This window comes from Psychrobacter immobilis (assembly GCF_003148585.1).
Classification (GTDB): domain Bacteria; phylum Pseudomonadota; class Gammaproteobacteria; order Pseudomonadales; family Moraxellaceae; genus Psychrobacter; species Psychrobacter immobilis.
The window spans coordinates 353,943-373,938 of the sequence record NZ_QGGM01000001.1 but is presented as its reverse complement, the minus strand read 5'-3'; the positions used below and the strand labels follow the sequence as shown (position 1 = coordinate 373,938).

Genomic DNA, 19,996 nt, shown 5'->3' with positions numbered 1-19,996 from the left:
AATAAGCCAGATAAAATAGTGAGAAGTAAAGTTTTCATAGATTAAAAACTACACTGTAATAACTACAAAGTAAAAACAAATCGACATTTCTAATAAGTCATAATAAATCGATTGGCGCGACTTTTAAGAAGCGTTTAACCCTATTTTTTATGATTATCTGCCAGCGAGAAGCCAGCATGTCTACCTTGAACTTAACCATTAATAAGCAAGATTATCAGCTCGACAATCTTGATTCACGCACGACCTTACTCGATGTCTGTCGTCAGCACCTCAAAATTACGGGGCCTAAAAAAGGCTGTGACCATGGTCAGTGCGGCGCTTGTACCATACTTATCAATGGGCGTCGGGTCAATGCCTGTTTGACCTTGGCAGTTATGCACGATGGTGATGAGATTACCACGATTGAAGGCATTGGCATGCCCGAATCTTTGTCAGCGTTGCAACAAGCCTTTAAAGATAATGATGCGTTTCAATGTGGTTACTGTACCCCTGGGCAAATTTGTTCAGCAACAGCGCTGATCGATGAGATTAAACAAAACTGGCCCAGTCATGTCACTACAGATTTGCAAAATCCTGATGGGTTGCTGGTTCAAGAAATCGCTGAGCGTATGAGTGGCAATATTTGCCGCTGTTCTGCTTATCCCAATATTATTAAAGCCATCTCACAAGTACTAGAAAATGAAATGAATGATTCATCTAAAACTGACGCAGTACAAAAATCAGAGGTGACGGGTATTTGGTCACCACCACCTAGTGAAGCGCAGCTAGGTAGTCAATCTATGAAGAATAAGACGGCAACTAGCAGGTTAGGAGATCGCTCATGAAACGTTTCGAGTATAGCCGTGCTACCGCGCCAGAGCAGGCAGCCCAATCTGCTAGTGTAAAAGACGCCTCATTTATCGCAGGGGGTACCAACCTTTTAGATTTGATGAAGTTAGAGATTGAAACGCCAGTTAAGCTGGTAGATATCACTCGCTTAGCATTAGCTCAAATTGAGAAGACTACAGATGGTGGCCTGCGCATCGGTACGCTAGTGACCAATAGCGACTTGGCCGCGCATCCTGAGGTCATTGCCAATTACCCAGTGCTATCACGGGCGATTTTGGCAGGTGCGACAGGACAATTGCGTAATAGAGCGACGACTGGTGGCAATTTATTACAGCGTACGCGTTGTTATTATTTTTATCAGACGGATAGTGCTTGTAATAAGCGCAAGCCAGGTTCTGGTTGCCCAGCGATAAATGGTGAAAATCGTACGTTGGCAATTTTGGGTACTAGCGAGTCCTGTATTGCTCAACATCCATCTGATATGGCCGTCGCGATGCGCTCATTAGATGCCACTGTTGAGACGTTAAAAACGGATGGTTCAACGCGTACAATTGCCATCAAAGACTTTTATTGTTTGCCAAAAGATACACCACATATCGAAAACGTTTTAGAGTCTGGTGAGCTTATCACTCATGTTGTGTTGCCAGCGCCCATCAAAGGCATGCACACTTATGACAAAGTGCGTGATCGCGCGTCCTATGCTTTTGCCCTAGTGTCTTGTGCCGCGATAATAGACGTGACTGATAATGGGCGTTTGGACACAGTGCGCCTAGCATTCGGCGGTATTGGCACTGAGCCATGGCGTAACGAAGCCGTTGAGGCATTGCTGACGGGTACTGATGGCAATGAAAATGTCATTAAACAAGCAGCGGACTTATTACTGAAAGAGGCTAAAGGTAGTGGTCAAAATGATTTCAAAATACCGCTGACTCGTCGTCTACTCAAACAAGTTATTCAACGCGCATTAGCGGGCAAGGGAGCATAATCATGTCGTTATTGGATTCAATATTACCAGCAGAACCGACCAAAAAAATGATGATGAATGCGCCTGTCGAATCACTTTTTGATAAAACAGCGAGCAAATTGGTGGGTAAGCCCATCAACCGAGTTGAGGGATCACTCAAGGTCAGTGGTCAAGCACATTATACGGCAGAGATTCATTTAGACAATCAAGCCTATGGTGTTTTGGTGAGTGCAACCATTGCTAAAGGGCGCGTTAAGCAAATTGATAGCAGCTCTTTAGAGGCTATTCCTGAGATTATTAAAGTGGTGACCGATCCTGAGCACTTTTTACGCAATGCCCAACAGGGCGGTGCAACCAAATCACCTAAGCAAGGCGTTAGTGAAATTTTTTATCATGGTCAGCCGATTGCGGTTGTCATTGCTGAGACGTTTGAGGCGGCGACCGAAGGTGCAAAAGCGCTCAAAGTGACTTATGAGGATGAGACTGAGCAGGCGGCATTGAACTTTACGACAGAGCTGCCAAATGCTCATGAGGTTAATGAAAAAAAAGGTTCGGATAAAAACTCAGAAAAGGGTAATCCAGAACAAAGCCTTGCAAATGCTGCAGTAACCTTTGATCGCTTTTATCATACGCCAAGTCAAAACAGCGCAGCGATGGAGCCTCATGCAACGCTTGCTCACTGGAAAGGTGAGAAGCTGATTATGTACTCCTCTAATCAAATGCTTGCCTCATGCAAAAAGCAAATCGTCGATGCATTGGATTTGGATCCAGATAATGTACAATTAATCGCTCGCTACGTCGGTGGGGGTTTTGGTAGCAAACTTGGGATTTCTCCAGAATCGATAGCCGCTGCACTCGCCGCAAAAGAATTGGGTCGTCCCGTGTTAATCACTATGACACGTCCGCAAGTAATGGAGGCAACGATTAGACGCTCAAACACGCGTCAACGCATCGCAATTGGCTGTAGTAAAGACGGTATTATTGACACCATGATTCATGAGACGGTCTCTAGTAATTTGCCAGGAGAAGCCTTTTTTGAGCCAGCAGCGCTCTCTACGCATTATCTGTATCGCGGTGACAATCGCCGAGTTAATTATCAGCAAGTAGACATGAACCAAGTATTATCAGGCTCGATGCGTGCCCCTGGCGAAGCAGTCGGACAGATTGCCCTTGAGTGTGCGATGGATGAATTGGCAGAGCAACTCAACCTAGACCCTGTCGAGCTGCGCCGTCGCAATGAGCCTGAGCAAGATCCTAGTAAAGGCATCCCGTTTTCCACGCGTAAGCTTATCGCTTGTATCGATCAAGCGGCTGAACAGTTTGGCTGGAATCAACGCAATGCTAAGCCTGCCAGTCGCTTAGAAGGTGATTGGTGGATGGGCATGGGTATGGCAGCGGCAGCTCGCGGCAACAGCTTAGCGCCATCAGAAGCACGGGCGACCCTGCAAGTAGATAACTCAAAAGCGCTAGGCGTCAAAGCCGTGATTGAGACGGACATGACCGATATCGGTACAGGTTCTTATACCGTATTTACTCAGGTTGCTGCAGATTTATTAGGGCTACCAATAGATCATATTGAAATGAAGCTTGGTGATACCAGTTTGCCACCTGCGATAGGCTCAGGGGGCAGTATGGGCGCTGCCAGTTCAGGCAGTAGTATTTACCTTGCTTGTCAGCAGCTACGTGAGATGATCGCAGAAAAAGTCGGTCTATACCCTGACATCATTCAGCTGGATAACGGTCAAATTAAGCAGGTAGGTGAGCATGAGGCTAACTTTGTAGAAACCGTTATAGAAGCAGGAAAAGAAAAAGTAGCAGGTTTGGGCGATAATATCGTAGATAAAGTGGCTGATTTAAAAGACAAATTAGCTGAAATAACTGGAATCTCACTAACTGAATCGAAAGAATATGACTTTAGTAATTTCCAGACTCATTCATTAGCCGATATCGTCGCTCAATATGATGACCAAAAGCTCAGTGCCAAAGGTCAAATTGCACCGGGTAAAAACGCCAAAAGTCATCGCCAAGCGTCATTTGGTGCCAATTTTGCCGAGGTCGCTGTACATCGAGTGACTGGTGAAATACGCATCAAACGTATGACTGGTGCCTTTGCAGCAGGGCGTATCCTCAATCATAAAACCGCGACCTCACAGTGCTACGGCGGTATGATATTTGGTATTGGTTCTGCGTTGATGGAGCAGGTGATTCACGATAAGCATGACGGTCGGCTATGTAATCATAATCTTGCAGAATACCATGTCCCAGTCAATGCGGATGTTCCTCAGCTTGATGTTATCTTGGTAGAAGAGGACGATCCGTACACCAATCCAATGCATATAAAAGGTATTGGGGAAACGGCGATTGCCGGTGCTGCCGCTGCTATTGCTAATGCCGTTTACAACGCCGTGGGTGTACGAGTTTATGACTTTCCTATTACTCTCGACAAATTACTTTATGAGCTACCAGAATAGGTTTTTAGTCAAATGGATGGACAATATAAACCCGCTAATTGTAGTCACTAGCGGGTTTTATAAGTGGGCTATGATGGATATAGACCGTATATAGACATCAATGATAGAGAGTATATAAGAGGCGTTATGAATCAAATTGCTGATATTCTTAAGCTGGCACGCGAGGCTCAGCAACAACAGGTCGACGCGGTATTAGCAACCGTCGTGCGTACCGAAGGGTCAGCCTATCGCCGCGCAGGCGCCATGATGCTCATCTGTGAAGATGGTCGTTCAGTTGGGATGATTAGCGGCGGCTGTTTGGAGCCACATATTATCAAACGTGCTTTTTGGCTCACGCGTCAAGGTGCGAATGTACAAGTCTATCAAACAGGCGATGATATTGAATATGCTGAAAATGGTAATGTGCCAGCAAGCGTATCAGACGATGATTTTGATAGAGGCAGTGATAATAAGGGCACAGATCATAACTACGATGAACAAGATATTGATCTGGACGAGTTAAATTTTGGATTAGGCTGTAATGGGCGCGTACATGTGTTGTTTGAAAGGCTAGTGACAGCAATGTCTTTGTTAAATGTCATCAGTCAAGTTCGTCAGTCTCAGCAGCCAGTAACGGTAGCAACTTTAATTCGCTCTACAATCCATTTTAATAACCAAAATAATACAAACTCTCAACTTCAAATTGGTGTGCGTCTTAACCTAGATAATTATATCAAGTCAGGAAACCTCACCGCTATCGACGCTAATCATTCAGATAAAGTGATATCTAATGCTTCAAGCACAGTTATCCATGCTATTGAAAGTTTATCCGAATATAAACTGCTCCATAAAAATGCTGAGTACGTCATCGTAAAAGATGACAATGATGATTTAGCCACAGAATGGCTGATTCAGCGCCTACAACCACAGATACGCTTGCTGATTTGTGGTGCTGGCAATGATGTGATGCCGCTAGTTACGATGGCAAAGCTGCAAGATTGGCATGTGACAGTGGTAGACAGTCGAGCGCAATATGCCACGCAGCAGCGTTTTCCTCAGGCAGATAGAGTGATGGTACTGGCATTAGATGATAGTGACACTTTACTAAAACTCAGTAAAAATGCTGCCGTTGCTTTGATGTCGCATAGTCTCAGCCAAGACCGTGCTCGCCTTGGCGTATTATTAGAGCATGCTAATCACTATAAATATCTTGGACAACTAGGGCCACGCTACCGTACCGAGCGCTTAATCGAAGAAATTAGTACAAGGTTTACAAATCCTGCCAGTTTAAACCTAGGTATCAAAAAACTGCATTATCCGATTGGCTATAAGCTGGGCGGCGATGGTCCTGAAGCATTAGCACTGGGTATCATGGCACAAGTCAATGCGGTCGTCCATAATCAAAACCTATCAGCAGAAAACTCAGACACTCATCTGTCAAACACTAACTTTACAACGCTATTTTCTACACATATTGATTCTATAGAGACGACTGCTACAAGTGCTCGTGCCACGATAAATTTATCATGAGCCGCGACGCATCTATTTTAGCATCTATGCAACTAAAGCCAATAAATCTATCAAAGCCACCAAACCATGCGGTCATTATTTTGGCCAGTGGACTGAGCCTGCGTTTAGGTCAAGCAAAACAGTTACTGTGTAAAGATGGCGAACCCTTAATTTGCTTCATGACCAAACTCGCACTTTCTACAAAACCGCAAGCAATTATTATAGTCATTCCTGATAATCAACCATCAATAGCCAGTGCGATGGATGAATTGGCTTTTCAGTACTCTATGATTCAAATGGTCGTAAATTCTACGCCTGAAATAGGTATGGCGTATAGTTTGAATTTGGCTATTGAGGCGGTCACGCAATTAACAAGTTCATTAATCGAGCGCGTCGTCATTATGGGTGTTGATCAAGTTCTACTCGATGAGCAGCATTTGGCAAAACTGCTGGCAGATAAGCGGTCTGTAGTGGCAAGTGCTTATAGTAGCTGGCAGTATTCAAATAATATGAATTTAAATGAAACGTCTGCTGCCACTGCATTAAAGCAAAACATTATCGGACTACCTTTAACGATTGATTATGATTTACTCAGAGAGTGGCAAGCATTGCTGGTAGGCGATAAAGGGCTGCGTTATTTAATTAGAGAATTGAAGCCCAGTCAGATAAGTACCGTTGTTAATCATCAACTGAGCTATGATATCGATACTCCTGAGCAACTTGCTTATGCCAAGCAACAAGGCTGGCTGGATAAATAAGTATTAACAGTGTCAATCCATAAGTGATAAAAATGATAAATGTGATAGAAACAGAACGTCTTTATCTCAGGCAATGGCAAGCAAGTGACTTTGCTGTTTTTGCTGAAATAAATGCTGATCCTGAGGTAATGAAGTATTTTCCCAAGTTATTAACGCCTAAAGTAAGTGACATCATCGCTAGTAAATGCCAGCAGCTTATTGCTAATCAAGGCTGGGGGCTTTGGGCCGTCAGTTTAAAAGATAGCACCAAAACATATGATGATTTTATCGGTTTTGTTGGCTTGAATGATACTCACGCAGATATGTCTTTTGCCCCGGCTGTCGAGATTGCATGGCGACTACATAAAGATTATTGGGGACAAGGCTATGCTACCGAGGCTGCACGTGCGGCGCTGAATTTCGCTTTTACTGAGCTGTCGCTCGATGAGGTTGTGTCATTCACAGCGGTTATCAATAAGCGCTCGCAATTGATTATGGAGCGTATTGGCATGATGGATACCCGCGCCAACTTCTACCATCCAGCCCTTGACCCTAACCATCGGCTGGCTGAGCATGTACTTTATAACATGACGCGGCAACAGTGGGAAAATCAGTTAGCAGGCTTGTAACCACAAATCAATGCCCACACTCTGATATTAACAGGACTACTCGAAGATATTACTACCGTTATACAACATAAGGTAAGGTTTGCGATATAATTTATTTTCTATTAAATGTAAAATAAGGTCGTCTTATGAATCGTACATTATGGTTAGTCATTGGCATCATTAGTATTCTTGGCGGTATCTTTGCATTTTTTAATCCTCTTAGCGCCACTTTGGCCGCTGAGCAGTTAGCAGGTTTTATCTTTCTTTTAGTGGGTGTTTTACAGTTTATCGCCTTGTTCCGAGCATATAGTACCACTGGAAAAGTGCTGGCTGCCATCGGCGGTGTACTTGGTGTATTAATTGGTATTGAATTATTACAAGACCCGTTGCAAGGAATATTAACCTTGACCATGGTAACTGCTATTTTATTTATGGCAACAGGTATAGTCAGAGTTGTTGTTGCTTTCGGTCTCCGTCGGACAGTGGCTTTTGTTCCAATATTACTCTCAGGGCTGCTATCGATTATATTGGCTATCATGATATTTACCAATTATCCGCAGTCAGCGACGTATATTCTTGGCATACTGTTGGCCGTCGAGTTGATATCTAACGGCATATCATTAATTATGTATTCACGTATACAATCAATTGTGGTGCGCAATATATAAATGTAGTTCTAGGGCGTGTTCTCAATTCAATTGATCATATCTAAACGGGCTAAAAATGGCTAAATTTTGCCAAACATCGTTAAATAGCTGGTTAATATCCCGATATTTTCTGCGATATTTTCCTCGTTTGACGGCAATTTAAATCATTTTTATCACCATTTTTGAAATGAAGGCACGCCCTAGCAATAAATAAAAAAGACGCTGTAAATAGCGTCTTTTTTTATTTCATAATTTATTTGAATATCACATCTTAATAATGCGTAAAGCCTAAGTGCAATTTGTAGTACTTGTCCTTGTGTGTAAATCGGCTATAGCAGAAGATGAAAGAAAAAAATATATTGAAAGTAAAGCAGATGTGAGAGATTGAAAGAAGTGCGCTTAGTTTGATATAAGCGCACTGGTCAGTATGGCAGCGTGTCATACTGATATTTGATGGTATATCAAGCGGTTTGGTTGATTTAGCTAAGAAATCTTAATCCAGATGTTTTCAATGCCCATACCATCTCAACAAAGGCGCGGCTATTAGTCAAAGGCTCGCCATCGATGATGAGGGCGTAACCTGACCCATCAATCCATAAAAACACAAAGCTGGTCTCAGGAATCAGTAAGTCAACTTGTTGAAAAAATGAGATGGCTTGGCTTTCGACCGCCCAGCCGCGTTGTTTTTGGCGAATCATGAAACCTGAAAAGTCAGCAGCTGCAACACTTAGCATGTCCGCTTCTTCTTGGCTGTAACCGATTCGTGCTAGGCAAAACCCTTCATCAGAGCCAATAGCGGCACGGCGTTTACCAGATAAGCTGGCAACCACATACGGTAAAAACTGATCCAACGGCAGATTGGGTGCGGGTAACAACAAAGACAGCTTTTCAATCCAGCCGTGTTCTATAAAGCTCTGTAGCCATTCGTCAGAATAACGCTCAAGCCAATCAGCGGCGAGCAACGTCTCCCCATAGGACATTAAGTCTTGTAATGACAGCTGTTCATCAGTGGGCTCACTTTGTGAAAATGCCTCAAAAATACCGGCTGGAGTGAGGGTTAGATACGTTTTATCAGCATTTAAGTAAGAGGACATAGCGGCTACCATTGTGATGAAAGGGTTAAATCGGCGATAAATTAGGTCTTGATGGTCTGATCAAGATGCTGTTGACAGTTATTCCAGCGCTCATCGAACTGCCAGTCGCTTTTACCCAAGCGAAACCATACTAACGAGAAGGCAAGTCGATCATTGCGAGCGATACAGTGAGCAAAGAATTCGTTTTCGATCTGCTCAATCGTGCCCCAATCCTTATCTTCACGCGCCTGCATGAGCTCAGCGGTGATGTCTTTGGATATTTCTTTGGCATCATCGCTACTGATAAGCAATCGCTGTTTTTGCTCATTGAGAGACGGCGATATCAGGACACTCCAGCGAGTCGCCAGCATACTATTGCGTTGAATATATCGCTTCTTACTAATACAATCGCGAAACCCTTGCTGGACATGAGGGTACAAGCGATCTTTAATACGCGTAAACAGATTATTTACATCGTAAGGAATGTCATACCAACAGCCATAAAAAAAGTCTGCGACGGCACCTTGTAGCGGCTCTTTTTCGGTCAAAAGTAATGCGGCATTGATACGTTGTTCATGAAAATGACGGTTATTGGGTGCCAAAAACACTTTACGCGAATATAAACGAAATACTCGGCGCGCTTCCATCTCATTTTCTTTGATAAGGTCTAAATCAGACATAATAGTGTCCTTTAAGTCATAGTGTCTATTATATGGCTAACAGCTTATGGCTAATATCGTATGGTCAAAATGATATAGCCACTATTGAGCGACAATAGGCTATGACTTCACTAAGCGAAACGGTGCAACGTGCCAATTAATAATTAATAATTAATCAAGTAAAGTTTGCATCAAATCTATCATAAATTCAGCATCTTCTTCGTCCATGGCTTCAAACCCTTGAGGCATGCCAAGTTCAGCCAATGCTTCTTTACCATCGTCATCATTATGCAAGTTCAGGATCGCATTCATGAATATTTCTGTATCAGGAAAGCCATCTTTAATCAGTAATACATGGCTAATGTCTGCCAAATCACTTTCGATTAGCACTGACAGCTGAGTTTTGGTCAAGCGTGAAAAGCTATGAAAAATCTCTGCCAAGAAAAAAGCCGCTTGAGCATCACCTTTGATGACTTTACGGGCGGCTGCCTGATAAGTTTCAGTGATATCCCAGTTAAGATCAGACTCTTCTATATCCACAGCTTCTAGTAAGCGTAAGCCAATCAGCTTAACATCACGGTTGTCCGCCATTGCTACGGTCGCACCCGCTTTAATGTCTTCTAAGCGCTTGATATCACTGTTTGCCGCAGCAGCAATAACCATCTCATCAGATTTACCGATAGGGCGTGCAACGGCACGATAGCCTTGTTCACGGATCAAAGTAGCTGCATCAAATGGGTTGGCATAGATAACTTGAATGTCACCTGCCTCAATGATTTGCTCTTGTTCAGCATGTGAGGTAGGTATATTCAGATGCATATTTAGGTTGGCACGTTTTTGAATCAAAATATTAAACATGTGCCAGCCTGCAAAACGCTCAGGAGAAAAATCAGGGGCGATTAACATATTGTGTGTCGTCATGATTTAGCCTTCCTCATTTTGATTCATTTGGGCATACTGAGCCATAGCAGCTTCGATTTTGCTACGTGATGGCTTACGGCGTACCGAGGTATAACCCACTGTTTCGCCGCGACGAATGTTTGGCACAACGGTCGCATAGACCCAATAGTGACTGCCATCTTTGCATAAATTCTTAACGTAGCCATGCCATTTTTGCCCAGCCGCTGCGGTATCCCACAAATCTTTATAAGCGGCTTTTGGCATATCAGGGTGGCGCAAAATAGATTGTGGCTGACCAATAAGCTCATCAACGCTGTAGCCACTGATTTCGACAAAAGCATCGTTGACGTGAGTCAGCACACCATCCAAATCGGTGCGAGATACAATCAGCTTGCCATCAGGATAAGGGCGTTCAATACCAGTATCATAGACAGTCCGTGATGTACCATCATAATAAGTCAGAGTAATCTGCTCAGCGGGCATATCAGGCTTATGTGCATCAGGGATTGGAGAACCCATCGTAATCTCCTTTATTTATCGTTATATTTATAATGATTAAAAAATCAATCTGGTATGGTAGTTGTCGATAACATCATGTTGCCTTTCAGCTCAGTCGTCGTCCCAATATTTATCAGGCCATTATTCCATACAAATAATGTGTGCCATCTTAAATATTTTTTATGAGACAGTCACCTCATTTTGATTTAAAGTCATATTTATCAGTCGCGCTATGTGCTATACGACGTTAAATAATAAAAAATGTGTTATCGACAAAAATCCAAATTTACCAATTAGATAAGTTTTGCAAGGGCTTCTGAGGCACGCTTGATATCTAAGAATATCAAACCAAGTTTTGCATTCGGTTTTGCCATAATAGTAAGTACCGCTTCATCTCCAGATGAGGTCATAATCACGTAGCCTTTTTCACCTTGAATCATAATACGATCGATACTACCACGTGCCAACTCACGACCTGCGCGGTCACCCAATGACAATAAAGCCGCTGACATAGCGCCAACACGGTCTTCATCAACGCCCGTTGGTAGTGCTGAGGCAATCATCAGACCATCGTTAGAAATAAGGGCAGATGCTTCAACATCGGCTGATGAGCTGTTTAGGTCTTCCAAGATTTGCTGGAATGAATCTGTACGCATATCGCTTTCTCTATGACGGGTTATTCAATTGATAAAATAACAGTTAGTAATGGTGGAGAATAAATGTTGACTAAGTCGGCTATTATAAACCCTTGCTGTTAATATTGATATACATCGGCTCAAGCAAAAAGCCAAGTTTTTGAGTTTTTTATACCGTTTGGTGCTGATTATTGACCTTTCGTCTTTATTAAACGGTTATCAATCTACAAATTTCCATTAATATTTGATTTGTTTACCGATTAGAAAAACGAAGGTTTTTTAGTAATGCAGGACTATTTTTAGCACAATCAATGAGATCTGTAAGCTTATCAGTCGGTATCTCAAGGTTCTATGAAAAGGTGCACTTTAGACTGTGCCAATAAAAATCGCTTATAACTTTTCATGATGGTGATATTTACTAGACTTATACGCCTCAAAAATGATATATATTATGGGATAAAAAATGTTCTTGTCTCTGAATGTGGCATCTAGGCATAAATTCAGTCAGCTTTTTTAATCCCATTTGTCTCTACACAAGCCAGCGTGTCGGGGCAATTTCAGTTTTACATCAGTGTCCACAATCCCCTCGTTTGCTGTCAATACGACGTGACATCAGTGTAAATAACCACGAACACCATTTTTACCCTAAGGAAAAGATATGAGTATCAGTCAGGCCATCGAAAAAGTTGAAGCACGTTATGCCCATCAACCTGAATTCGTTCAAGCGGTAAAAGAAGTTGCAATCACGATTGCCCCGCTATACAACGCCCATCCAGAGTATGATACTTTTAAAATATTTGAACGCCTTGTTGAGCCTGACCGTATTATTGCTTTTCGTATTAATTGGGAAAATGACCAAGGTGAAGTTCAAGTCAACCGCGGCTGGCGCGTCCAGTTCAGCAACGCCTTGGGCCCTTATAAAGGTGGCGTGAGATTTCATCCTACTGTCAATCAATCTGTATTGAAGTTTTTAGGCTTTGAGCAAATATTCAAAAATGCATTGACTGGATTGCCAATGGGTGGCGGTAAAGGCGGCTCTGATTTTGATCCCAAAGGCAAAACAGACAGTGAAATCCGCCGTTTTTGCTATGCCTTTATGCGTGAGCTACATCACTATGTAGATAAGGACATCGACGTGCCCGCTGGTGACATTGGCGTGGGTGGACGTGAAGTCAGCTATATGTTTGCTATGTATAAGAATTTAACGCATGAATACGGCGGCGTTTTGACCGGTAAAGGCGTTGGCTTCGGTGGCAGTTTGATGCGTACTGAGGCGACAGGTTATGGCGCGGTGTATTTCTTAGAAAACATGCTTACGGCGCAAAATGACGATATCAAAGGTAAGAGAGTATTGGTTTCAGGTGCTGGTAACGTCTCATTACATGCTGCTGAAAAAGCCCATATGCTGGGCGGCATCGTCGTCACTGTGTCAGACTCACAAGGGACTTTGTATGATGAAGCGGGTCTGAATCAAGAAAAAATTGATTGGCTCAAGGCGCAAAAAGCAAAAAGCAAACCGTTGGCTGAGTACGTCGATGTTTATGGTGGAGAGTGGTTTGCGAAGCAAAAGCCGTGGCAATTCAAAGGTGACATCGCGATTCCATCTGCGACGCAAAACGAAGTCAATGAAGAAGATGCCAAGCTCATGGTTGAAAATGGCATCACATACGTTGTCGAAGGTGCCAACATGCCATTGACTGCTGAAGCCATCGACTATATTCGTTTGCACCGGGTGCATTATGCCCCAGGTAAAGCCGCCAACGCGGGCGGTGTAGCAGTCTCTGCGCTTGAGATGTCACAAAACTCAGTCCGTCAGTATAAGAGCTTTGAGCAAATCGACTTGCGCCTCAAAAATATCATGAGAAATATCCATGACTGCGCAGCTGATGCCTCAGAACAGTATGGTCAAACGGATAATGGCTATATCAACTATATGGCTGGTGCAAATATCGTTGGCTTTAAACGAGTTGCCGATGCATTGGTTGCTTACGGTATTTTAAACTAAGCATTTTTATCATAGCCACCTATTAACGAATAACGCGTCTGTTTTAACGATAGGCGCGTTTTTTATGGATGAACCCTACCGTGAACAGTCAAAGTGGTTTTTATAAAGTGATACGATTGACCTATTGATAATGTGTGTTTTTTAAAAGATAATAATTTTAGAACACTCAATAAGATTAATTTTGTGGAGACCGTTATGAGCAAGATTTTCAAGCCATTTTCGCTAACGACTTTGGGTACTCGTGCTGCAGTAGTAGTGGGTGCGGCTATGTTGACTACGACAATCTATGCATCTGCACAGCAACCGCTAGCAAGTGAGGTGCAAGCCGCCAAAGCCAGCAGAATAAGCTTACAACAAGCAATAAATATTGCGGCGAAAAAGTCATCTGGTCTATTGATGAGCGCCAGCTTTGATCACGATGATGATAAAGCGCAAGGCGGTGTGTATGAGATGGAATTTGTAACCAGTAGCCGAAACTATGAAATCAAAGTCGACGCCATGAATGGTAGAGTGATCAGTACGGATGTGGAACGATTAGACAGTGATGATCTGGTCGATTATAAGGCGCTTAAACAAGCGAAGATTGATGTTAAACAGGCAATGAAAATTGCTGAAAAACAATCGGGCGGTCGTGTTATCGAGATTGAGTTTAAAAACGACCGAGATTATAGTGATCATGCATCCTATTATGAAGCTGATATCCTCAAAGGTAATAGTATCGTTTGGCTAAATGTTGATGCCAATACTGGCAGTGTATTTAACAATAAGTTTAAGAAATAGCTAAGTAAGTTAGACATACATACAGATAGATAGACAGGTATCGCTAATAGTCGTTTTTCTTGCTAATCAGTTTTTTGAAAATGGGATAGCAAAGCCGCGCATTTATTATTAAAAAGGCCCCAATCATTCAATGACTGGGGCTTTTTTAATGTGAGTAGTTAGATAAATTCGCTATACTGTCTCACGCCACTTGCCTTGAACCATAATGCCGTTAATAGGGTTTAGTCCCATCTGATAAGCCAAATCCGCAGGGCGGGCGATATCCCATAGGACTAAATCTGCATCACAGCCAACTTCTATTTTACCTTTATTAGATAGCCCCAGCGCTTGTGCTGCATAAACGGTTGAGCCTGCCAGTACCTCTTCAGTCGTTAAGTAAAATAGCGTACAGCCCATGTTCATCGCAAGCAATAATGAGGTAAGCGGTGAGGTGCCAGGATTGCAGTCAGTTGAAATAGCCATAGGTACTTGGTGCCTGCGTAATGCCTCAATGGGTGGCAACTTGATATCCCGCAGGGTATAAAATGCACCGGGCAATAGAACTGCAACGGTATCACTGGCCGCCATTTTTTTGATGTCGTCTTCTGACAAGTGTTCTAGATGGTCGCTTGATAGCCCTTTATATTCGGCAACCAATGCACTTCCGCCTATGTCAGATAATTGCTCAGAGTGCAGTTTGACTGGTAGGCCTAACACACGTGCTACTTCAAAAACACGTCTGATTTGCTCAGTGCTAAAGGCGATATTTTCACAAAAGCCGTCGACCGCATCGACCAAGCCCTCTGAATGCAAGATTGGTAGCCACTCGCACACTTGCTCGATATAGTCATCCGAGCGGTCCTGCATGTGAGACTTGTATTCAGGTGGCAAGGCATGAGCCGCTAGATAAGTGGTGCTCACATGGATATTGTGTTTGTGACCAAGTTGGCGAGCAACCGTGAGCATTTTGCGTTCAGTATCTAAATCTAAGCCGTAGCCCGATTTGATTTCGATACTGGTGACGCCTTCTTTCATCAGTGCAAGCAACCGTTTTTCACTTTGTGCAAATAGCGATTCGATACTGGCAGCGCGGGTAGCAGTGACAGTTGAGACGATACCGCCACCTTGTGCCGCAATGTCTTGATAACTAGCGCCTTGCAAACGTGCCTCGAACTCGTTACTGCGATTGCCACCATAGACGATATGAGTGTGGCAGTCGATAAGTCCGGGAGTTATCCAGCCGCCATGAGCATTTTTTATTTGCCCTGCTGAGTAATGAGACAGGTGATCAGTTATTTGTTTATTAGAGCCAATCCACGCAATTTTGTCATCAATAATACCGATGGCAGCATCTTCCAGTTGCCCGTAAGGCACATGGTAACTGCCATTAAAACCATACTGCGCCGAAAAAGTCGCAAGATTGGCATTGATAATGATGTGGTCAAACGATGTCAGGATGTCTTTATCATCTGTAGTATTAATAGATTTGTCGAGTATCTGTGCGCTAGAGTTGTTCATAATAAGCTCCTGCTTAATACTGATAGTCAGGTGAATATATAAAATTCATCTTTAAAGTTTTATTCATAAGTCTTTATTTATAGAGTCAGTAAATGCTGCTCTATAATAGTCGCTAATAGTCTTGCCGCAACTTTGCAGCTGCGCCCATCAATATCAAAGGTGGGATTAATCTCGGCAATGTCGGCCATTTTTACTTTACCAGTAGCCATAATGGTTTTTACCATGCGCTCAACAAACCTAAGCTCAATGCCATAAGCAGCTGGGGCACTCACACCGGGCACAACATTGGCAGGCAAGCAGTCCATATCAATGGTCAGATAAACCACATCAACTTGATTGATAAAGCTTATAACCTGATCGGCAAGTATCTGCCAAGGCTGATAATGGCAGTCTTCATCACTGATGATATGCACGCCCAATTGCTCAGCACGATCAAACAGCGCCGCGGTATTAGAAAATCGACTGACACCAATACAGCAATAATGAAAAGGCTGACCATGTGCGTCAAGATGCTCGGAAATTTGGCGAAATGGTGTACCAGAAGTCGCCACATCAGATTGACGAATATCAAGATGGGCATCAAAATTGATAATACCAATACGCGTCAGTGCATCTATATCATTGGTAACATCTGTCTGCTGTAGCGCTTGCCACAATCCCAAAAAGCTACCATAAGCGATGGCATGACCACCGCCAAGCCCGATGGGTAAGCCGCCTTGTTTGACGATAGCGCTTACCTTATCCGCATATTCGAGCTGAGCTTGCTCAAGAGTGTGCGCAGCAAAGTCATCATCGTCGTGACAATAGATATCGCCTGCATCACCTAGCAATGTTGCCAATTGGTTATCATAGCGTGTCTGCAACGACGCAATCACTGGCAGCGTCGCAAACGCTCGGCGAATCAGCGGCGGGGCAGCTCGTGCACCCACGCGGCCTTGATTGCGCCTAACCCCTTGATCACATGCAAAGCCAATTAGCCCAATATTTTGATCCTCGTAAGGCTGGGCGAGCTGATACCAGTAGCGGGCGCGCGCAGTCTCAAATGGCTCTGCACGACCTGTCCACTGCGTCATGTCAGCCGCTGTATGACTCACGGTTGTGCTACTTGTCGTCATAGCCATCGCTCATTTCCTTTAATTATCTAACGCTTATTTAGACTCATACCAGTCGCTGCGTAGTGACTGCCAGTGCTCAGCAAGTGTACCGTCTAATACCAACTGCTTGGCCGCTTCGATATCAGGGGCTAGGTAGCGATCTTTGTCATAGAAAGTCACTTGCGCACGCAGTTTCTGATGTGCCACTGTCAACGGCTCTGATGTCTCTAATCCGCGATGAAAATCAATCCCTTGACCGGCAGCCAATAGCTCAATACCGATAATGGTGGCAGTATTCTGTGCCATCTCATATAGGCGGCGTGCGCAATAGGTCGCCATAGACACATGATCTTCCTGATTGGCGGAGGTTGGGATACTGTCGACACTGCCTGGGTGAGCGATAGATTTATTCTCCGATGCCAGTGCGGCTGCGGTCACATGGGCGATCATAAAGCCTGAGTTCACCCCAGCATTGTCGACCAAGAACGGCGGCAGACCACCTGACAGCGTCGCATCGATTAGCAAAGCGACACGGCGCTCAGACATAGAGCCAATCTCGGCGATTGCCAAGGCCAGAATATCAGCGGCAAAAGCGACTGGCTCAGCATGGAAGTTACCACCTGAAATAGCGACTGGTCCATCTTCATTATTAAAAATAAGTGGGTTGTCGGTCACCGCATTGGATTCGATTAGTAGCGTTTTTCCTGCTTGGTTAATGATATCAAGGCAGGCACCCATGACTTGCGGCTGACAACGCAGGCAGTAAGGATCTTGTACTCGGTCATCCTGCTCGCCGTCATGCGAGGCGCGAATGGCACTGCCTTTAATTAATTGACGGTGCGCTTTAGCGATTTCAATTTGACCATGATGACCACGTACTTCGTGAATACGCGCATCAAATGGTGAGTCCGATCCTTTGGCCGCATCAATTGACAGGGAGCCAACGATAGTCGCTGTCTCCAGCAAGTCACGCGCTAAGAAATAACCCCGTAATGCCAATGCGGTTGAGACTTGCGTGCCGTTGATAAGTGCAAGGCCTTCTTTGGCTGCTAGGGTAATTGGCTCAAGTCCATGCTGGGCTAGCGCTTCTGCTGCAGGCACTTTTTCGCCAGCGACAAACACGTCGCCTTCGCCCATCATTGCCAATGTCATATGGGATAAAGGGGCGAGATCTCCTGACGCACCAACTGAGCCTTTGGCAGGGATACTGGGCGTAATTTGATGGTTAATTAAGCCAAGTAAGCTGTCCACTACCTCGCGACGGACACCAGAGACACCTTGCGCCAAACTGGCAACCTTCATGACCATAATTAGACGAACCACGCCGGCAGGAAGCGCTTCACCAGTGCCCACTGAGTGAGAAACGATCAAGTTGCGCTGAAGTAGCTCAAGCTGATCATCGCTAATTCGGGTTTTTGCTAACAGACCAAAACCGGTATTGATACCATAAGCGCTCTTATCACGCGCAATGATGGTGCGTACATCTTCGTGTGAGGCATCGATGGCCTTATAAGCACTCTCAGGTAATGTCAATATGACAGGCTGCTCATAGATATCACGTAGCATCTTAAAGCTAAGCTGGCGAGGGTGTAGCGTTAATTGTTTGATATCGTTCATAGGGTGATCCTAGTATTGTAAGACACATGGGTTATATTATTTTTGATTCATGCCTTGGTTGAAATGACGTTTTTTAAATGTTTTTAGTTAACATAATACTTGTTATTAAATTTGTTTTTTTAGCCAATCCAGTTGAAGTACATGGCTAGATGTCCGAATGCCGCAGCCAATAAAATACTGAGTACCACACGCTCAAACCAGATAATGACCATTTTGCCGACAGATAATGGTATTTCAGTGGCAAGCACACAAGGAATCATGGCAGAGAAAAACAACACGCTGCTAATAGAGATGACCCCTGCAACATAGCGAGTCAATATATCAGCCTCACTGAGGAGCAGTGCTGGCAAGAACATTTCAGCCAATCCCGCTGACATACCTTTGGCGGCAACCAGAGGCTCTGGTAAGCCGCTAAGCCATGTGAATGGATAAAGAAGCAAGCCTAAAGCATCGAATACAGGCGTATACTTTGCTAATATCAATCCTGTCAAGCCAACCGCGATGATAGAAGGCACAATCGCCGCTGCCATCGTCAGCCCATCGCGAAAGTTAGACCATAAGATTTGTTTTAGATCAGTGGCACGGCGCGAAGTGGACAAACCCAAATCAAATGCTGCCGCCAGACGTGTACCGCGTTTATGGTCTAAAGCGGGACGTTCAACGCTATCATCTACAAGGCTAATGGGTGGAATACGAGCAGTAATCGCAGTGACGATAAAGGTAATCACTAGCGTAGACCAAAAAAACAGGTTCCAAAACTCCATCAGACCAAGCGTTTTGGCAACAATGACCATAAATGCCGCTGATACGGTCGAAAATCCAGTCGCAATGATAATGGCTTCGCGCGCTGAATATTGCTTTTGCAAATACACGCGATTAGTAATGAGCAGCCCGATAGAGTAGCTACCAACAAAGGATGCGACGGCATCAATCGCTGATGAACCTGGGGTTTTCCAGATAGGTTTCATGATTGGCTGCATGAGCACACCGACCATCTCGAGCAAACCAAAACCCACCAAAAATGCTAAAATTAATGCCCCAAGCGGTACAATCATACCGACTGGTAATGCCAGTTTTTCAAACAAAAACGGCAGCATGTCCTTTTCCATCATAAAGGCAGGCGCTACGTCAGCCACATACATCACTGCCAAAAGCAGACCGATGATTTTAAAAACAGTCATGATTATATGGGTAATGTTTTTACGCCATGAGCCGTCTATAAATGGCTTGCTTACCCCAAAGATCATCAGTAAAAACAATAACGTCACAGACAATGTATGCTGCTGATTGACCAGATAAGTTGCCCCATGATCGAACAAAATCGTGCTTTTCTCACCAATGGTAAATGGCACAAAAAACATGACCAAGCCGATAGCACTAAAGACTATCAGTTGCAGTAACGCTACAGGTTTAGACAGTAGTGCTTCAGTTGGTGTCGCTGCTGCATCCTTGAAATTTAGTGTCGTATTTTGCTCAATCACATTATCCTCCTTGA

18 protein-coding genes are annotated in these 19,996 nt (G+C 44.0%); 9 read left to right on the top strand and 9 right to left on the bottom strand.

All coding sequences use genetic code 11. From position 1 onward, the window contains the following. Positions 1-176: 176 nt before the first annotated feature. The 7 genes from C8D84_RS01640 to C8D84_RS01610 all read left to right on the top strand — a co-directional run bounded on the left by C8D84_RS01640 (position 177) and on the right by C8D84_RS01610 (position 7,764). Positions 177-824, top strand: a complete 648-nt coding sequence (locus C8D84_RS01640) for a 2Fe-2S iron-sulfur cluster-binding protein (protein ID WP_109589646.1) — start codon at positions 177-179, stop codon at positions 822-824. Then, positions 821-1,813, top strand: a complete 993-nt coding sequence (locus C8D84_RS01635; protein WP_109589511.1) for an FAD binding domain-containing protein — start codon at positions 821-823, stop codon at positions 1,811-1,813. Before C8D84_RS01640 ends, C8D84_RS01635 begins: the two co-directional genes overlap by 4 nt. Positions 1,814-1,815: 2 nt before the next feature. Then, on the top strand, positions 1,816-4,263 hold the full coding sequence (locus C8D84_RS01630) for a xanthine dehydrogenase family protein molybdopterin-binding subunit (protein WP_109589509.1): 2,448 nt from the start codon (positions 1,816-1,818) through the stop codon (positions 4,261-4,263). A 126-nt stretch (positions 4,264-4,389) separates the two neighbouring features. Further along, positions 4,390-5,772, top strand: coding sequence for an XdhC family protein (locus tag C8D84_RS01625; RefSeq protein ID WP_109589507.1), 1,383 nt, complete (start codon positions 4,390-4,392; stop codon positions 5,770-5,772). Beyond that, the gene (locus C8D84_RS01620; protein WP_109589505.1) at positions 5,769-6,509 is read left to right on the top strand and encodes an NTP transferase domain-containing protein; all 741 of its coding nucleotides are present in this window, start codon (positions 5,769-5,771) and stop codon (positions 6,507-6,509) included. The genes C8D84_RS01625 and C8D84_RS01620 overlap by 4 nt, the downstream gene beginning before the upstream one ends. A gap of 32 nt (positions 6,510-6,541) precedes the next feature. Continuing rightward, a complete protein-coding gene (locus C8D84_RS01615) occupies positions 6,542-7,117 on the top strand; it encodes a GNAT family N-acetyltransferase (RefSeq protein WP_109589503.1) in 576 nt (191 codons plus the stop codon). Between the two features lie 125 nt (positions 7,118-7,242). Further along, positions 7,243-7,764 carry an HdeD family acid-resistance protein gene (locus tag C8D84_RS01610; protein WP_109589501.1) on the top strand — a complete coding sequence of 174 codons (522 nt, stop codon included), beginning with the start codon at positions 7,243-7,245 and terminating at the stop codon, positions 7,762-7,764. 458 nt (positions 7,765-8,222) lie between these two features. On the opposite strand, the gene C8D84_RS01605 is transcribed toward C8D84_RS01610, so the two are convergent. From C8D84_RS01605 to C8D84_RS01585, 5 genes are all read right to left on the bottom strand, one after another. Next, complete coding sequence (locus tag C8D84_RS01605) at positions 8,223-8,837, bottom strand: hypothetical protein (RefSeq protein ID WP_045444387.1); 615 nt, start codon at positions 8,835-8,837, stop codon at positions 8,223-8,225. A 41-nt stretch (positions 8,838-8,878) separates the two neighbouring features. Next, positions 8,879-9,496, bottom strand: a complete 618-nt coding sequence (locus C8D84_RS01600) for a hypothetical protein (RefSeq protein ID WP_060491697.1) — start codon at positions 9,494-9,496, stop codon at positions 8,879-8,881. Positions 9,497-9,646: 150 nt separating this feature from the next. Continuing rightward, on the bottom strand, positions 9,647-10,396 hold the full coding sequence (locus C8D84_RS01595) for a PhnD/SsuA/transferrin family substrate-binding protein (protein WP_109589499.1): 750 nt from the start codon (positions 10,394-10,396) through the stop codon (positions 9,647-9,649). Positions 10,397-10,399: 3 nt separating this feature from the next. Next, positions 10,400-10,894, bottom strand: a complete 495-nt coding sequence (locus C8D84_RS01590; RefSeq protein ID WP_055124629.1) for a PAS domain-containing protein — start codon at positions 10,892-10,894, stop codon at positions 10,400-10,402. 272 nt (positions 10,895-11,166) lie between these two features. Then, positions 11,167-11,529 carry a roadblock/LC7 domain-containing protein gene (locus C8D84_RS01585; RefSeq protein WP_010201036.1) on the bottom strand — a complete coding sequence of 121 codons (363 nt, stop codon included), beginning with the start codon at positions 11,527-11,529 and terminating at the stop codon, positions 11,167-11,169. Between the two features lie 637 nt (positions 11,530-12,166). On the opposite strand from C8D84_RS01585, the gene gdhA reads away from it, so the two are divergent. Both gdhA and C8D84_RS01575 read left to right on the top strand, forming a co-directional pair. Further along, positions 12,167-13,513 (top strand): NADP-specific glutamate dehydrogenase, encoded by a 1,347-nt coding sequence (gene gdhA, locus C8D84_RS01580; protein WP_109589497.1) that lies wholly within the window; start codon positions 12,167-12,169, stop codon positions 13,511-13,513. Between the two features lie 195 nt (positions 13,514-13,708). Continuing rightward, complete coding sequence (locus C8D84_RS01575) at positions 13,709-14,293, top strand: PepSY domain-containing protein (RefSeq protein ID WP_109589495.1); 585 nt, start codon at positions 13,709-13,711, stop codon at positions 14,291-14,293. Positions 14,294-14,464: 171 nt separating this feature from the next. Here C8D84_RS01575 and hutI read toward each other — a convergent pair whose 3' ends face one another. The 4 genes from hutI to C8D84_RS01555 form a co-directional block, all read right to left on the bottom strand. Next, positions 14,465-15,790 (bottom strand): imidazolonepropionase, encoded by a 1,326-nt coding sequence (gene hutI / locus C8D84_RS01570; RefSeq protein WP_109589493.1) that lies wholly within the window; start codon positions 15,788-15,790, stop codon positions 14,465-14,467. 77 nt (positions 15,791-15,867) lie between these two features. After that, positions 15,868-16,911 (bottom strand): formimidoylglutamase, encoded by a 1,044-nt coding sequence (gene hutG, locus C8D84_RS01565; protein ID WP_109589491.1) that lies wholly within the window; start codon positions 16,909-16,911, stop codon positions 15,868-15,870. A 27-nt stretch (positions 16,912-16,938) separates the two neighbouring features. After that, positions 16,939-18,501 carry a histidine ammonia-lyase gene (hutH, locus tag C8D84_RS01560; protein WP_109589489.1) on the bottom strand — a complete coding sequence of 521 codons (1,563 nt, stop codon included), beginning with the start codon at positions 18,499-18,501 and terminating at the stop codon, positions 16,939-16,941. A 119-nt stretch (positions 18,502-18,620) separates the two neighbouring features. Then, positions 18,621-19,982, bottom strand: a complete 1,362-nt coding sequence (locus C8D84_RS01555) for a YjiH family protein (RefSeq protein WP_211181219.1) — start codon at positions 19,980-19,982, stop codon at positions 18,621-18,623. Between the last annotated feature and the right edge of the window lie 14 nt (positions 19,983-19,996).

What these genes read in the sequence shown, in the direction of transcription:
- C8D84_RS01640 (WP_109589646.1), top strand. Translation starts at nt 177, where the DNA reads ATGTCTACCTTGAACTTAACCATTAATAAGCAAGATTATCAGCTCGAC.
- C8D84_RS01635 (WP_109589511.1), top strand. Translation starts at nt 821, where the DNA reads ATGAAACGTTTCGAGTATAGCCGTGCTACCGCGCCAGAGCAGGCAGCC.
- C8D84_RS01630 (WP_109589509.1), top strand. Translation starts at nt 1,816, where the DNA reads ATGTCGTTATTGGATTCAATATTACCAGCAGAACCGACCAAAAAAATG.
- C8D84_RS01625 (WP_109589507.1), top strand. Translation starts at nt 4,390, where the DNA reads ATGAATCAAATTGCTGATATTCTTAAGCTGGCACGCGAGGCTCAGCAA.
- C8D84_RS01620 (WP_109589505.1), top strand. Translation starts at nt 5,769, where the DNA reads ATGAGCCGCGACGCATCTATTTTAGCATCTATGCAACTAAAGCCAATA.
- C8D84_RS01615 (WP_109589503.1), top strand. Translation starts at nt 6,542, where the DNA reads ATGATAAATGTGATAGAAACAGAACGTCTTTATCTCAGGCAATGGCAA.
- C8D84_RS01610 (WP_109589501.1), top strand. Translation starts at nt 7,243, where the DNA reads ATGAATCGTACATTATGGTTAGTCATTGGCATCATTAGTATTCTTGGC.
- C8D84_RS01605 (WP_045444387.1), bottom strand. Translation starts at nt 8,837, where the DNA reads ATGTCCTCTTACTTAAATGCTGATAAAACGTATCTAACCCTCACTCCA.
- C8D84_RS01600 (WP_060491697.1), bottom strand. Translation starts at nt 9,496, where the DNA reads ATGTCTGATTTAGACCTTATCAAAGAAAATGAGATGGAAGCGCGCCGA.
- C8D84_RS01595 (WP_109589499.1), bottom strand. Translation starts at nt 10,396, where the DNA reads ATGACGACACACAATATGTTAATCGCCCCTGATTTTTCTCCTGAGCGT.
- C8D84_RS01590 (WP_055124629.1), bottom strand. Translation starts at nt 10,894, where the DNA reads ATGGGTTCTCCAATCCCTGATGCACATAAGCCTGATATGCCCGCTGAG.
- C8D84_RS01585 (WP_010201036.1), bottom strand. Translation starts at nt 11,529, where the DNA reads ATGCGTACAGATTCATTCCAGCAAATCTTGGAAGACCTAAACAGCTCA.
- gdhA (WP_109589497.1), top strand. Translation starts at nt 12,167, where the DNA reads ATGAGTATCAGTCAGGCCATCGAAAAAGTTGAAGCACGTTATGCCCAT.
- C8D84_RS01575 (WP_109589495.1), top strand. Translation starts at nt 13,709, where the DNA reads ATGAGCAAGATTTTCAAGCCATTTTCGCTAACGACTTTGGGTACTCGT.
- hutI (WP_109589493.1), bottom strand. Translation starts at nt 15,790, where the DNA reads ATGAACAACTCTAGCGCACAGATACTCGACAAATCTATTAATACTACA.
- hutG (WP_109589491.1), bottom strand. Translation starts at nt 16,911, where the DNA reads ATGGCTATGACGACAAGTAGCACAACCGTGAGTCATACAGCGGCTGAC.
- hutH (WP_109589489.1), bottom strand. Translation starts at nt 18,501, where the DNA reads ATGAACGATATCAAACAATTAACGCTACACCCTCGCCAGCTTAGCTTT.